The sequence below is a fragment of the Janthinobacterium sp. GL_088 genome, from assembly GCF_057837845.1.
On sequence record NZ_CM174453.1, the window covers coordinates 2,517,313 to 2,532,704 of the forward strand.

9 protein-coding genes are annotated in these 15,392 nt (G+C 68.7%); 5 read left to right on the plus strand and 4 right to left on the minus strand.

Annotation, left to right across the window (positions count from 1 at the left end):
* Positions 1–13: 13 nt before the first annotated feature.
* From rlmB to udk, 5 genes are all read left to right on the plus strand, one after another.
* Complete coding sequence (gene rlmB, locus AC3IQ7_RS11560) at positions 14–757, plus strand: 23S rRNA (guanosine(2251)-2'-O)-methyltransferase RlmB (protein ID WP_034756912.1); 744 nt, start codon at positions 14–16, stop codon at positions 755–757.
* 132 nt (positions 758–889) lie between these two features.
* On the plus strand, positions 890–1,639 hold the full coding sequence (gene cysE, locus AC3IQ7_RS11565) for a serine O-acetyltransferase (RefSeq protein ID WP_099380115.1): 750 nt from the start codon (positions 890–892) through the stop codon (positions 1,637–1,639).
* A gap of 10 nt (positions 1,640–1,649) precedes the next feature.
* Entirely contained in the window at positions 1,650–2,348 is a 699-nt protein-coding gene (locus AC3IQ7_RS11570; protein WP_176389745.1) for a YceH family protein, read from the plus strand.
* Between the two features lie 13 nt (positions 2,349–2,361).
* Complete coding sequence (locus tag AC3IQ7_RS11575; RefSeq protein WP_322429421.1) at positions 2,362–2,865, plus strand: DUF2199 domain-containing protein; 504 nt, start codon at positions 2,362–2,364, stop codon at positions 2,863–2,865.
* Between the two features lie 59 nt (positions 2,866–2,924).
* A complete protein-coding gene (gene udk / locus AC3IQ7_RS11580) occupies positions 2,925–3,569 on the plus strand; it encodes a uridine kinase (protein ID WP_034756921.1) in 645 nt (214 codons plus the stop codon).
* 12 nt (positions 3,570–3,581) lie between these two features.
* On the opposite strand, the gene AC3IQ7_RS11585 is transcribed toward udk, so the two are convergent.
* The 4 genes from AC3IQ7_RS11585 to AC3IQ7_RS11600 all read right to left on the minus strand — a co-directional run bounded on the left by AC3IQ7_RS11585 (position 3,582) and on the right by AC3IQ7_RS11600 (position 15,312).
* Positions 3,582–4,751 carry an HlyD family type I secretion periplasmic adaptor subunit gene (locus tag AC3IQ7_RS11585; protein ID WP_099380112.1) on the minus strand — a complete coding sequence of 390 codons (1,170 nt, stop codon included), beginning with the start codon at positions 4,749–4,751 and terminating at the stop codon, positions 3,582–3,584.
* Positions 4,748–6,880, minus strand: coding sequence for an ATP-binding cassette domain-containing protein (locus AC3IQ7_RS11590; RefSeq protein ID WP_489209643.1), 2,133 nt, complete (start codon positions 6,878–6,880; stop codon positions 4,748–4,750). The genes AC3IQ7_RS11585 and AC3IQ7_RS11590 overlap by 4 nt, the downstream gene beginning before the upstream one ends.
* Positions 6,881–6,908: 28 nt before the next feature.
* On the minus strand, positions 6,909–8,201 hold the full coding sequence (locus AC3IQ7_RS11595; protein WP_489209645.1) for a TolC family protein: 1,293 nt from the start codon (positions 8,199–8,201) through the stop codon (positions 6,909–6,911).
* 115 nt (positions 8,202–8,316) lie between these two features.
* On the minus strand, positions 8,317–15,312 hold the full coding sequence (locus AC3IQ7_RS11600; protein ID WP_489209647.1) for a hypothetical protein: 6,996 nt from the start codon (positions 15,310–15,312) through the stop codon (positions 8,317–8,319).
* Between the last annotated feature and the right edge of the window lie 80 nt (positions 15,313–15,392).

A 15,392-nucleotide genomic window follows, 5' to 3' on the forward strand; every position in this document is an offset into this window, starting at 1 on the left:
CGATAGATAGATAATGAAGAATAAAATGATTTTCGGCTTCCACGCCGTCACCTCGCGTTTGCGTCATGAAGCATCGTCCGTGGAAGAAATTTTCGTCGATGCCAGCCGCGTTGACGGCCGCATGAAGGACATGATCGCCGCCGCCAAGGCTGCCAACGTGCGCGTCATGCCCGTCGATTCGTCGCGTCTCGATAAAATCGTCGGTACGCGCCGTCACCAGGGCGTGATCGCGTTTGCCTCGCAGCTGTCGCTGGCGCGCAATCTCGATGAGCTGCTGGACGCCATCGACGGCCCGCCGCTGCTGTTGATTCTCGACGGCATCACCGACCCGCACAATCTGGGTGCCTGCCTGCGCGTGGCCGACGGCGTCGGCGCACATGCCGTCATCGTGCCGAAGGACCGTGCCGTGGGCTTGAACGCCACGGCGGCCAAGGTCGCCAGCGGCGCCGCCGAAACCGTCCCGTATATCACCGTGACGAATCTGGCGCGCACCATGCGTGAATTGAAAGAGCGCGGCATCTGGCTGATCGGCACCTCGGACGACGGCGAAAAAGGTTTGTACGAAGCCGATTTCACGGGCCCCACGGCCCTCGTCATGGGTTCCGAAGGCGAAGGCATGCGCCGTCTGACGCGCGACACCTGCGACATCCTCGTCAGCATCCCGATGTTCGGCTCCGTCGAGAGTCTGAACGTGTCGGTCGCTTCCGGTGTATGTCTTTACGAAGCCCGCCGCCAGCGGATTGCTTTAGAAGCATAAGAACGTCCTGCACGTTTTGTAGCGCTTCCATGATCGGCCGCCGCCCTGGTGCTGGCGGCCGATTTGCTTTCCCCTCCAGCATTCCCCCGCCGAATACGCTACCATTTGCGTTCCACCTTATTCATTGTCATTATGTTCCACCACCTGCGCGAAGATATCAACAGCATCATTGAACGTGACCCCGCCGCCCGCAATGGCTGGGAGGTGCTGACCTGTTATCCCGGCTTGCACGCCATCGTCATGCACGGCTGGGCGCACTGGTGCTGGACGCGGCGCATGAAGTGGGTGGGGCGCTTCATCTCCTACCTTGCCCGCATCATCACGGGCATCGAGATCCATCCGGGCGCCGTCATCGGCCGGCGCGTCTTCATCGACCATGGCTTCGGCGTGGTGATCGGCGAGACGGCCGTCGTCGGCGACGACTGCACCATCTACCAGGGCGTGACCCTGGGCGGCACCTCGCTGCACAGCGGCGCCAAGCGCCATCCGACCCTGGAACGCGGCGTCATCGTCGGCGCCGGCGCGCAGGTGCTGGGCAGCTTCACGGTGGGCGAGTACGCCAAGGTGGGCTCGAACGCCGTGCTATTGAAACCCGTGCCGTCCGGCGCCACGGCCGTCGGCAACCCCGCGCACATCGTGCAAAAGGATGTCAGCGCCCTGCGCGAGGGCAGCACGGCGCATTTGTTCGCCGCGTATGGCGTCACGCCCAACGGCGACGATCCGCTGTCGAAAGCCCTGCAAGGCCTGATCACGCACGCCGTGGCGCAGGAACAGCGCATCGAAACCATCCTCGCCACCCTGAAGGCGGCCGGTATCTGCTGCCAGGGCGTGCCCGAGTGTGATAAATTCGATTCCGAGCAAATGAACAAGCTGGTTGATTAAGGATACAGGCATGACTACAGACGCAAATGCAGCAGAAAAGAGTAGCGATAATCCCAATCTGCTCGACCCCTTCGAGATCCGCGTGCTGGCCGTGCTGGCCGAAAAGGAAGCGCTGACGCCGGACAGCTATCCGCTGTCGCTGAACGCCCTGACCAACGGCTGCAACCAGCTGTCCAGCCGCGACCCCGTCATGGCCCTCTCCGAGGAAACCGTCTACGACGTGCTGCAGCGGCTGATGCAGCGCAAATTCGTCAATGGCATCACGCAAGCGGGCGCGCGCGTCGCCAAGTACGAACACCGCATGCGCATCAAGTGGTCGCTGGAACAGGACAAGCTGGCCATCCTGACGATATTGATGCTGCGCGGCTTGCAGACGGCGGGTGAAATCCGCAGCCGCAGCGGCAGGGTGCATGAATTCAAGTCCGTGGCGGAAGTGGAATCCGGTCTGCAGTTCCTGATCGATAAATACCCGCCGCTGGTGGCCAAGCTGATGGTGGCTCCTGGCGCCAAGGAGCCGCGCTACGGCCACTTGCTGGGCGGCGAGGAAGCGCTGGCGCAGAGCGAGACGGCGGCCGGTTTTGCGGGGACTGTCAGCGCGCCGCAGCAGGGCAGCAGGGTGGCGCAGCTGGAACAGGAAGTGCTGCAATTGCGCAGCGACTTCGATGGCCTGGCGGCGCAGTTCGAGGCGTTCCGCAAGCAGTTCGAATAAGGCTGCTTCACGCGTGACGTTTTCCTTCCTGTGCCGCTCCTGCGGCGAGACCCACACGGGGATGCCCAGCTTTGGCGCCGACGCGCCCTGGATGTATGAGCAGATGGCGCCCGCCGAGCGCGAAGCGCGCTGTCAGCTCGACAGCGACGCTTGCATCGTCGACGAAGAACACTGCTTCGTGCGCGCCACCATCGATATCCCCGTGCATGGCTCCGATGAGCCATTCAGCTGGGGTGTGTGGGTGTCGCTGAGCGGCGCAAGCTTCGATGCGTGGGACGCGTGCTTCAATGAAGCCAGGCGTTCGCACATCGGCCCCTTCTTCGGCTGGCTCAGCACGCAACTGTCCGAGTATCCGGCTACCCTGAACCTGAAAACCCGCGTGCACCTGCGCGACGACGGCATACGCCCGGCAATCGAGCTGGAACCGACCGACCATCCGCTGGCGGTGGAGCAGCGCGACGGCATCACGGCGGAGCGGGTGGCCGAGCTGTATGCGCGACTGATGCATGGCGCGTGACAGGCCCGGCTTTGCAGCCGCTCCCTGTCAGTCCGCTCATGTTTCCGGTATCATTCGGCATGAATACTATTTCCTTCCAACCGTTTGTTATTGGTGTCGCTGGCGGAAGCGGCAGTGGCAAGTCCACCGTATCCCAACAAGTGCTGGCGTCCTTTGGCGCCGACATGGTCTCGGTCGTGATGCAGGACGACTACTACTGCGACCAAACCCATCTCTCCCCTGAAGTCCGGCGCCAGCAGAATTACGACCATCCGCAGGCGTTCGAGTGGCCATTGCTGGTGCAGCACATCCAGGCCTTGCGCAATGGCGAAGCGATCGAGATGCCCGAGTACGACTTCACGCTGCACAATCGCTCCAGCAGGACCATTCCCGTCAAGCCGGCGCCGGTGATCGTCATCGAAGGCCTGTTTGCCCTGTATGACGAAAACTTGCGCGACATGATGTCGCTGAAGATCTTTGTCGACACGGCCTCCGACGTGCGCTTCATCCGCCGCATGCAACGCGACATCACGGAACGCGGCCGCTCGGTGGAAAGCGTCATCGAGCAGTATCTGGAAACCGTACGCCCGATGCACAAGCAATTCATCGAACCGACCAAGCGCAATGCTGACGTCATTTTGCCGCATGGCGCGAATGGCCCCGCGGTCGACATGATTACGGCCAAGGTGGCGAGCGTCATTGGCCGCCTGAAGCCTGCCGGCTAAAAGCACGCTGCGTCAGCGCTCCCCCATCGATTCCGAGAACGTCTTGGTGATCGGTTTCGTCAGGTAGCGCAAGACCGTCTTGCGTCCCGTATTGATTTCCACGGTGGCCGTCATGCCGGGCTGGATCAGGATCGGTTCGCCATTCTTGCCCATCAGATTACGCCCGCTGGTCTTGATCTGCACGCGATAGTATGGCTGTTCGTTGCCCTTGTTGTCTTCACTTAAGGTGTCCGCGCTGATGTAGCTGACGGTGCCGCGCAGGCGCCCGTAGATGCCGTAGTCGTAGGCGTCCAGTTTCACTGCCGTGGGCAGGCCCGGCTTGATGAAGGCGATGTCGGCCGGTTTGACTTTCGCCTCGATGATCAGGTCATCGTCCGTCGGCACGATTTGCAGGATTTCTTCGCCCGGCTTGGCCACGCCGCCCAGGGTGGTGAGGCGCACGTTGCGCACGATGCCGTCCGTGGGCGCGTAGATATCCGTCGATCCCAGCTGCTCCTTGCGCTGCGTCACCGTCTGCAGCACGCCGGCCAGGTCTTCCTGGGCTTTTACCAGGTCCGTCTGGCTGTCCTGCAGATATTTGTTGCGCCGGTTGGTGATCTGCGCCTGGATGTCGACCACTTGCCGCCGCAGTTTCAGCACCTCGGCGCGGCTGACGTCCCCCGTTTCCAGCAGCGGCAGATTCATTTCCAGCTCTTCTTTGATCAGCTTCATGGCGCTGTCCAGCGAACTGACTTCCGCCTGCACGGCGCCCTGGCGCTTGCTGAACAGGGCCAGCTGGTTGGCGCGAAATTCCGGGAACGCCTGCAGTTCGGGCGGGAACTTGGGCGCGCCGCCAAACACCTCCGCCTGCAGGCGCGCCACGGCCGCCTTCAGACCGGCTGCCTTGGCCGTGCTTTCCAGGTAGCTCGTCTCGGCCCGCGTGCGGTCAAAGCGCGCCAGCAATTCGCCCTTTTTCACCACGCTGCCTTCATGCACGCGCAGCTCGGCCAGCACGCCGCCATCGGCCACCTGGATGATCTGGTTGCGCGAGCTGGCGATCACCTGGCCGTTGGCGCGCGTGACCTGGTCCAGCTCCGCCCATGAAGCCCAGGCGATGACACCCGCCAGCGCCGCCGTGCAGCTCCAGATCAGCACCCGGCCCCGTTTCGCTTCCTCTTTCGCTTCGACCCTGGCCAGTTTCATGCGACGGCTCCTTGCGCCACCGGCGCAGGTGTTGTACTGGGCACAGCCTGCGGCTTGCCCGACAGCTTGGCCAGCACGGCATCGCGCGGACCGTCGAGCAGCACCCGTCCCGCCTGCAGCACCACCAGGCGGTCGAGCAGGGGCAAGAGGGCGTTCTTGTGCGTGGTGGCGACCATGGTCACGCCTTCGGCCGCCAGTTCGCCCAACAGCCCGACAATGCGCGCTTCCGTTTTCGCATCCATGGCGCCCGTCGGTTCATCGAGCAGCCAGATGCGCGGCTTGGCCAGCAGCAAACGCGTGACGGCGATCAGCTGGCGCTGGCCGCCCGAGACGCCGCGCCCGCCTTCGGTGATGCCCAGCGCCAGTCCCCGTGGCTGGCCCAGTATCAGCTCGATCAATCCCGTGCGTTTGGCGGCAGCCAGGATCGCTTCCTCGCCCGGGTCGGCCAGCCCCAGTAACAGGTTGTCGCGCAGGGTGCCGCTGAACAGCCGCGTTTCCTGCGGCAGGTAGCCGACCATTTCGCGCACCACGGCCGGCGCCAGCAGGGCCATGTCGACGTCGCCCAGGTAGGCTTTGCCTTCGGCCGGCTGGTACAGGCCCGAGGCCAGCTTCAGCAGGGTACTCTTGCCCGAACCGATGGCGCCCACCAGGCCGACGCGCTCGCCGGGACGGATGGCGAGATTTTCCACTTCCAGCGCCACCTTTTGCGCGCCGCCATACGTAAAGCGGATGCGTTCGAAGCGCAGGCCCGTATCGAGGCTGCGCGGCGTCAGCGCGAACTGCGCGTTGTCCGCTTCGTTGGGCAGGCTGATGACCTGTTCCAGGCCGTCGATCGAGGCGCGCGCATGCGCCCACTGCACCATCACGGCGGGCAGCTGCACGATGGGCATCAGGGCGCGGTTGCTGATGATGGTGCAAGCCATCAGGGCGCCCATGGTCATCTGGTTTTCGGCCACGAACCACGCGCCCATGGAGATCAGCGCCACATTGGTCAGTTGCTGGAAGGCGGCCGTGATGTTTTGCGACAGGGCCGCATAGTCGCGGATATTCTGCTCCGCGTGGCTGCTCTCGGCCACCAGTTCGGCCCAGCGCGCCTGCATCATCCATTCGGCGCTGCTGCCCTTGAGCGTTTCCACGCCATCGACGGCTTCCACCAGCAGGCCGGCCTTGCGGTTGCTGGCGTTGAGGTTCTTGCGCGTATGGCTTTCGATGGCGCGCTGGAACATCAGGCCGCACACGAGGGCCAGCGGCAGGGCCACCAGCGGCACCACCACCAGCCAGCCGCCGATGATGGTGATCATGGCGAGAAAAATCAGGGCGAAGGGGACGTCCGTCAGCACGAACAGCGAGGTCGACGTCAGCACGCCGCGCACCATTTCAAAGCCTTTCACTTGCGCCGCCAGGGTGCCGACGGACGCGGGGCGCGACTCCATGCGGATGCCCAGCATGCGCTGGAAAAACCACTCGGACAATTCATGGTCGACGTCATTGCACGAGTGGTCGACGATGCGGCTGCGCACCTGCTTGAGGATGAATTCCAGGCCGATCGACAGGGCCACACCCACCACCAGCACCCACAGGGTGCTGAAGCTCTGGTTCGGAATCACGCGGTCGTACACCTGCATGGAAAACAGCGAAGTGGCCATGGTCAGCAGGGTCACCAGCGCGGTGGCCAGCACGGCGTCGATAAACACGCTTTTCTTCAGCCACAGGGCGTTGCGCACCAGGCCCAGGGCGCCGGGGCGGGCGCCGCTTTTTTCGCTGCGGCGCGGCAGGCCCACGCAGGCCAGGCCGGCCAGCGAGGCCAGTTGCAAGGCGCGCCCATCGACGCCTTCGCCGCGCCAGGCGCCGTCGGCACCGCGCGACTGCAGCAAGCCCCAGCCCGTGCTGGCGCTGTAGACGGCGAACGGCATCTCGCCCGGCGACGGCTCGTGCAGCAGGCGCGCCGCGCCTTCCAGGCCGGCCGCCTGCCAGATGCTGGTCAATACCGCGCCGGGTGCGCCATTGCCGTCGGCGTCATCGAGCTGGCGCTGCAGGTCGGCCAGGCGCGCGGCGGGCACATGCTGGCCCGTCAGGCGGGCGGCCCGCTCGATGAGTGTCAGCAAGCCATGTTTGATGGAGTTATCCACGCTGTCTCCTGTTCGTGTTCTGTGGCGGTCAATTGGCGCGCACCATGCCTGCCGGCGCCGTGCGCCCGGCCAGGGTGCCCGTTTGCGCGGCCAGGCGCAGGCTGGCGGCGATCGCCTGCGCGCGCGTGTCTTCCAGCGAAAACTGCGCCTGGGTCGCTTCGCGCACGGCATTGAGCACGTCGTTCCAGCTCTTGCGGCCGATGACGTACTGGCGCGCATACGATTCGAATACCTGCGTCGAGGTGGTGCTGGCTTCGCCCGCGTTGCCCAGGCGCTGGCGGCTCGCCTCGGCCTCGTTCCAATCCAGCGTAAAACGCTCGCGCACCTCGCGTTCGGCCACATCGTGCGCGGCGCGCGCGCCTTCGCGCCGGGCCACGGCGGCATCCACGCCAGCCTTGGCCGACAGGCCGGCGCCCGGCTGCGCCTGCAGCACCAGCATGGCGCGCGTGCGGTTGTCGGCATTGATGCCGCCCGTGGGCTTTTCCATGCGCAGCACCACTTTCGGCATGTAGGCCGAGCGCTGCAGGGTGATTTCGGAATCGGCCGCCTGCGCCTCGAAATCGAGGCGGTGCAAGGTGGGGGAGTAGTCGATGGCCTGGCGCATGACCCGTTCCAGGCTGGCGTCGGGCAGCGGTTCGCCCACGCCGATGCCCGTGGCGCTGACGAGGCGCACGGGTTTGCCGGCCAGTTGCGACAGTTGCGCCAGTGCGTTTTCCAGCGCCTGGCGCGCATTTGATACGTCGTTGGCCGCCTGGTAGGCGCGCGATTCGGCCAGGCGCTGGTCCGTCTGCGAACTGACCGACTGCACCACGCGGCGCTTGATCATGTCCAGCAGGCGCTGGTGTTCGGCCAATCCGCCTTCCGCGGAGCGCACGCGCGCCGTCTGGCGCAGCGCTTCCGTGTAGGCGGCGATCACGCGCAGGGAAAGGGTCAGGCGTTCTTCCTCGATGGCGGCGCCGGCCGCGTCGACCCGGCTGCCGGCGGCATCGATGCCGGCGTCGATGCGCCCGCCGCTCCACAGCGGCTGCTCGATGCGCACCACACCGCCCGTTTCCTGGGAACCGGTGGGCACTTCCGCAGACAGGCTGGGAAAGCGCTGCCATTGCGCGCCATCGAGTTCGGCCCGCGCGGCTGCCTGCGCCGAACGCCTGCCCTGCACGGCGGGATGGCTTTGCAGCGCCAGCTGCAAGACCTGGTCGAAGCTCCAGGCGGTGGCGCCCTGGGCGCCGGCGAAAGACGATACCGATGCCATGGTCACGGCGGCAAGCAAGGCCGCGATGCGTGGCAGTGAAGACAATGTTGGGAAACCGCGTAATCTCATCCCGTATTTTTCCGGCACCAGGCCTGACGTATTTCAAGTTGTGGCGGGAGCGCGCCGTGTTGCGCTGCGCTCCCGCTGCCGTGCCAGGCGCGGCGCCTGGCGTGGGTGCCCCGCTTCAGACGACGAAGTTGGCCGCCGTCAGTTGCGTGATGTTCACCCCGCTGAGCAGCACCAGCGCCGTGTCGATGGCGTTGGCGTTGCTCAGGTCACTCGAGTGATACACCGTCACGGCGCCGCTGTTCTGCGCATCGGCGATGACGATGTAGCCCTGGCCCGACAAGACGCTGTCGTCGGCTGCGATGGCGCTGGCCGCCGCGCCGATCGACACGGACGTGCCGTCGAAGATGAACAGGTTGTTGTTGCTGAAGTCCGTGCCCACGTTGACGCCCACGGCGACCGAGGCCGTCAGGTCGGCGATGGCCGACATGTCGATCACGTCGCCGCCGGCGGCCGGCAGGCCGGTGCTGAAGTCGGCTACAGTCAGCGGGTTGTGCAGGGCATTCTGGCTCAGCACGAACAGCTGGCTCGCGTCCGTCAGGTCGGCTTGCGCCTGGGCTGCCGCCGCTGCGGCGGCATCGGCATTCGCCGCCACCGTCAGCGAGCTTGCATCCGTCAGGTCAGCCTGCGCCTGTGCCTGCAGGGCGGCGGCGGCGGCCGCATCGGCTGCCAGGTGCAGGGCATTGGCGTCCGTCAGGGCGGCCGTCTGCGCCGCTGCCAGCGCCGCTGCCACTGCCGCATCGGCGGCCTGCGTGAGCGCCACGGCATCGGTCTGGTCGGCGATGGCTTGCACGGCGGCGGCGTGGGCGGCATCCGCATTCGATATCACCGCCAGGGCGTTGGCGTCGGTCTGCGCGGCGAGGGCGTTCGCTTGCGCCAGGGCCACGTCGGCCGCCTGTGCGTCCGCATTGGCCTGGGCTGCCGCCGCGTCGTCCGCATACGCGGCACTCGCATTGGCATGCGCTTGCGCCGCTGCGGCGGCCGCGCTGGCGGCGGCCGCGTCATCGGCTTGCGCCGCTTGCAGGGCCAGCAGGGAAGCGGCGGCCTGCGCCTGCGCCAGCGGTGCGGCCGCATCGGCCGCATGGGCTGCCGCTGCCGCTGCTATCGCATTGTTGGCGTTGACCGTGGCTGCCGCTGCCGCTGCATCGTCGGCCTGTGCCGCCTGGGTGAGCGCCAGCGAGGCCGCTGCCTGGGCGGCGGCTGCCGCGGCCACGTCGTCGTCGTTCTGCGCGGCCGTGGCCGCTGCCAGGGCCGTGGCAGCCGTTGCCGCCGTGCTGACGGCCAGGGCGTCGGCGGCGATGGCGGCCGTGTGCGCGGCCGTGGCCGCAGCGGCATTGGCCGCTGCCTGGTTGGCGGCCGTGTCGTCGGCTTGCGCCGCCTGTGCGGCCAGCAGCGACGCTGCCGCTGCGGCGGCGCTGGCGGTGGCGGCGGCGTCGGCCGCTGCCGCTGCCGTGGCAGCCGCTTGCGCCAGCGCTGCGGTGGCGGCGGCATCCGCGGCGGCCTGGTCGTCGGCGACGGCGGCGGCGTGCGCTGCCTGGGCGTTAGCCGCATTGGCCGCTGCCAGTGCGGCTGCCGCGTCGTCCGCCTGCGCCGCTTGCGTGGCTGCCAGGGTGATGGCTGCTGCAACGGCCGCTGCCGCTGCCGCCACATCGGCGTCATGCGCGTTTTGCGCCGCCAGCTGGGCGGCCGCTGCCGCTGCTGCCGTGGCGGCGACGTTGGCGTCGGCGGCGATGGCTGCGTTCAGCGCCAGTTGCGCATTGGCCGCTGCCGTGGCGGCCGCTGCCGCCGTGGCGTCGTCGGACTGGGCATTGAGGGTGGCTGCCATGGAAGTGGCCGCCTGCGCCGCCGCCGCTGCCGCGGCGGCATCGGCATTCTGTGCCGCTACCGCCGCCGTATGTGCGGCAACCGCATTGGCGGCAGCGGTGGCAGCCGCCGCATCGTCGGCCTGCGCCGCCGCCAGCGCCGCATGGGCGGCTGCCGCATTCGCATTGGCTTGCGCCGCGTCATCGGCCGCACCCTGGGCGGCGAGGAGGAGATTCAGTTTCAGCGTCTTGTCATTGTCGGCATCCGTGGCGTTGATATCGGCCGTCACGGCGGCGGTCAGGTTGGCGATGGCCGCATTGAGCGCGGCATGGGCGTTGAGGGCTGCCGTGTCGGCCAGTTGCGCCGCCAGCGTGGCGGCAGCCGACAGTGCCGCCGTATGAGCGGCATTGGCGGCGGCATCGTCGGCGGCCAGCGCCGCGCTGGCCGCGGCCAGTGCATTGTTGGCTGCCGTTGCGAGCGCGGCCAGCCCTGCATCGGCCAGCAGCGCGGCATCGGCAATGAGCTGTGCCGCTGCCGCGGCGGCCGCCGTGCTGGCCGCCGTGGCGTCGTCTGCCGCGGCGGCATTGGCGGCGGCGAGCGAGGCGCTGGCCGTCAGTATCGCCGCGTTCAATGCCGTCGTGGCCGCATTCAGGGCCGTTTGTGCGTTGCTCGCCGCGGTGGCTGCCGCGCTGGCGAGACTGTCGTCGTTCAGGGCCTGGTTCAGCGCGGCCAGCGCGCTTGCCGCCGTCGCCGCCGTCGTGGTGACGGCGAGATCGGCGGCTTGCGCCGCTTGCGTGGCTGCCAGCGAGATGGACGCCGTGAGGGCGGCGGTGGCGGCGGCGATATCGTCCGCTTGCGCATGCTGTGTGGCGGCGGCAGAAATGGCGGCCACGGCGGCGGCGGCCGCGGCAGCCGTGTCGGCGGCGGTGGCTGCCACGGCGGCGGCCGTTGCATTGGTGGAGTTCAGCACCGCCGCAGCGGCGGCCGCATCGTCGGCCAGGGCCGCATTCAGGGAGGCCAGCGCGTTGGCGGCGATGGTGGCGGCGCTGGCGGCGGCGTTGTCGGCCAGTTGTGCAGCTTGCGCAGCTGCTTGCGAGACGTTGGCGACAGTGGCTGCCGTCGCCGCGGCCAGATCGTCGGCAATGGCGGTGGCGGTGGCGGCGCTCGCCGTGATGGCGGCAGCGGCCGTGGCGGCCGCGTTCGCATCCGCCTGCAAGGCTGCATTCAGGGCGGCCAGGGCATTGGCTGCCGTCGCTGCCGTCGCTGCGGCGGCGGTATCGGCTGCCTGCGCCGTCTGGGCCGCTGCCAGCGAGGTGGCTGCCACGCCGGCGGCGGTGGCCGCGAGCGTGTCGTCCAGTGCCGCCGCAGTGGCTGCCGCCTGGGAAGTCAGGGCCAGGGTGGCGGCGGCGGTGGCGGCATTGTCGGCCGCCAGTGCATTGTTCAGGGCGGTCAGGGATGCTGCCGCCGTGGCTGCCGTCGAGGCGGCAGCCGCGTCATCCGCCTGCGCCGATTGCGCGGCGGCGAGCGACAAGGATGCTGTGGTGGCGGCGACGGTGGCCGCCAGCGCCGCCACCAGATCTAAAGGATGGGCCTGCGAATAAGCGGCCAGGGAAGCGGCATTCGCGGCATCGTTGTTGGCGACGGTGGTCAGTGCGGCGGCATCCGTCAAGGCGGCCTTGGTAGCCGCCACGGTGGCGGCCGTAACGTTGAGCGTGTGGGCCGTGCCCAGCAGGACGGCGTCGGTGAGGCCGGCGACGGCGGCCGCCGCCGTGGAGGCGGTGGCATTGACGGTCGCGACCAGGCCCAGCGCAACGGCGTCCGTCAGGTTGGCCGTCGTTTGCGCGGCGGTGGCGGCGGCCGCGTCGACGGTCGCCGTCAAGCCCAGGGCCACGGCGTCGGTCAGGGCGGCCGTGGCCGCTGCTGTGTTGGCGGCGGCCGTTGCGGCTGTCGAGACGGTGCCCAGCGCCACGGCATCGGTCAGGCTGGCAACGGCGGCAGCGGCACTGGCGGCCGTGTTGGCGGCCGTCGAGACGAGGCCCAGCGCCACGGCGTCGGTCAGGTTGGCTGTCGTTTGCAAGGCGGCGGCGGCAGTCGCGTCCGCCGTGGCGACGAGACCTAACGCCGTGGCGTCAGTCAGCGCGGCGGTGGCGGCTGCCGTATTGGCGGCCGTGGTGGCGGCGGTCGAGAGCGTGCCCAGGGCCACCGCATCGGTCAGGTTGGCAACATTCGTCGCCGTATTGGCGGCGGCGGCAGCGGCCGTGGCGAGCAGGCCCAGTGCGGCGGCATCCGTCAGGTTGGCTGTGGTCTGCAAGGCGGCCGCTGCGGCGGCGTCGGCCGTGGAAATGAGGCCCAATGCGGTGGCGTCCGTCAGCGCGGCCAGGCTGGCTGCCGAGGCGGCAACCAGGCCATCGGCGGTGGAAATGAGGCTCAGTGCGATGGCGTCCGTCTGGCCGGCCGTCGTCACGGCGGCGGCAGCGGCGGCATTCGCAGCCGACGATACCAGGCCCAGGGCGACGGCATCGGTCTGGTTGGCAACGAATTGTGCCGCGGTCAGCGCGTTTTGCGCCAGCGTATTGGCGGCCGTCAACGTGGTAACGGCGGCCTGGGCGGCCAGTTCAGCGGCGGCGTCGGCGGTGGACACGAGGCCCAGCGCGCCGGCATCGGTCAGCGCGGCAGTGGCGGCCGCGGTCGTGGCGGCGGCCTGTGCGGCAGCGGCGGCGCTGACGGCCGAGATATCGATCCCGCCGAGCCCGGCGGCTATTTCCGCCGCCGAGACGGCGGCGGCGGCGGTGGCTGCCAGTGCTACGGCGTCCGTCAGGTTGGCGGTGACTTGCAAGCCGGTCGCCGTCAGCGCATCGGCGGCGGAGGCCGCGGCCAGGAGGATGGCGTCCGTCAGGCTGGCATCGGCATCGGCGCCATCGGCATCGATCTGCAAGGCATTCACGGTGGCCGTCAGGTCGATCACGCTGGTTTGGCCAGCCGTGACGTTGGCGGCCAGGGCGGCGAGGTTGGCGAGATTGAAGGCATTGAGCGCGACATTGACGTCCAGCAGGCTGGCTTGCGCATTGGCGGCATCGGCATCGGCATCGGCCTGGTCGGCTGCTTGCTGCAGGGCGACGACATCGGTCTGGTCGGCCACTGTTTGCGCATTGGCGGCATCGCTGGCGGCGGCTGCGTCGGCTGCGGCCAGGGCGGCCGCATCCGTCTGGTTGGCCGTCGTTTGCGCTGCCAGCGCGGCGGCGGCATCGGCGTCGGAAATCACTTGCAGGGCGGCCGCGTCCGTCAATGCCGCTTGCGTGGCGGCGCCGGTGGCCGTGCTGGCTGCCGCATCGGCCGTGATTTGCAGTGCGGCCGCGTCGCTCAGGTTGGCAGTGACGATGGCATTCGCCGCGACGGTGGCGGCCAGGGCGGCGGCGGCGTCGAGCGCGGCGGCGTCGCTACTGGCGGCCAGGGCGGCGGCGGCCGCCGTGGCGGCGTCGGCATCGGAAATCAGGGCCAGTGCGGCCGCGTCGGTCAGGCCGGCCTCGAGTTGTGCTGCGTCCGCCGCGGCGGTGGCGGCGTCGGCGATCAGGCCCAGGGTGGGCGCGTCCGTCGTATTCGCTTGCGTCTGGGCATTGGCGGCCGCCGTGGCGGCGGCATCGGCGGCCGCTTGCAGGGCGACGGCGTCGGTGGCGTTGGCGATCGAGGCGTCCCAGGCGGCAACGCCGGCAGCAGCGTCCGCAGCCATGGTCAAGGCGACGGCGTCGGTGAGCCCCGCCTGCGTGGCGGCGGCGGTGGCCGCATTCGCGGCGGCGGTGGCGGCGATGCCCAGTGCCGCGGCATCGCTGGCGGCGGCGAGGGCAGCGGCATTTTGCGCGGCGGTCGTGGCGGCAGACGATGCCGCAGCCAGGGCGGCGGCATCGGTGGCGGCGGCCAGGCTGGCGGCCGCGGCGGCGCTGGCGGCATCCGCATCCGAGATGAGGGCCAGGGCATCGGCATCGGTAAAGCTGGCCTGGATTCCTGCGGCGACGGCGGCGTTGGCGGCGGCGGTTGCCGCCAGGTCCAGCGCGGCGGCGTCCGTGGCAGCTGCCAAGGCCGTGGCGGCAGCGGCAGCGGCGGCATCATTGGCCGAGATGACGCCAAGCGCCGCCGCATCGGTCAGCGCTGCCTGGGTGTTGGCTGCGGCGGCGACGACATCGGCTGCATCGGCGATAGCTTGCAGTGCCGGAGCGTTGGTCTGGTCCGCTTGCGTTTGTGCCGCATCGGCAGCGGCGTGCGCGTCGGCGGCGTCGGCGGCGGCCGTGGCGGCAGCCGCATCGGCATTTTGCGCCGATGTGGTGGCGGCCAAGGATGCGGCCGCAGTCGCGGCGGCGGCCGCGGCAGCGCTGTCGTCATTCGTGGCGGCGCTAGCGGCCGCTTGCGCGCCGGGGACAACAGCCGCCGTGCTGGCCGCCAGCATATCGTCGCTGGTGGCGTTATTGGCCGCGAGCAAGGCTGCTGCCGTCGCAGCTGCGGCCTGTGCCGCCAGTTGGTCGGCCAGGATGGCGGCATTCGCCGCTGCCAGCGAAGCTGCTGCCGTGGCTGCTGCCGCGGCGGCGCTGGCGTCATCGGCCAGGGCATTGTTGGCGGCGGCAATAGCTGCGGCGGCGGCAAGCACGGCCGCATCGGTGACGGTGGTGGTGGTGGATTGATTGCCCGTGCCACCCTGGCCGCCGGTCGAGCCACCCGTGCCGCCGGTGCCGCCCGTACCGCCAGTTCCCGTGCCGCCCGTGCCGGAGCCGCCAGCTGCGGCGCCACCGCCGCCGCCGCCTGCCGCGGCGGCTACCAGACCAAGGCCGCCAAGCGCGCCCAGTACGCCAAGTCCGCCCAACCCGCCTGCAGCGCCGGCACCCGCACCTGCACCTGCGCCAGCCGAAGCGCCGGCGACATCGACGACACTGCCGCTGGGGATGCCGGCGGCCCCGGCACCAGCGCCAGCGCCTGCGGCGCCACCGTTGTTATCGCTTTGCTGTGTGCCGGAATCGGCACCGCCGTTGCCAGCCTGGCCTGCGGCCGCACTGCCGCCACCGGCTGCCAAGGCTGCTGCTGCAGCCACCGCCGCGGCCGTGCCCAGGGCGGCGGCATTGCCGCTATCGGCGCTTCCCGTGACTTCCACGACATTTTCAGGCGGCATGGTCGCGCTGGCATCGGCCCCTTTGATCAGTTCGTCTTCGTCATACTGTTTGCGGTCGCCATTTTTTGGATTGACGGCTTTTTTTGCGGGCGTCGTGATCCTGGCGGCTGCGCCTTCGGCATTGACGGGAACTTGTGCTGGATTTTGGGTGGTGGCCATTTGAAAGTCTCCGGAAAAGGTTATGTACTCGTTCAATTTTCTAAAATAATAAAAATCAATAATCTGATTCGATTCCTTGC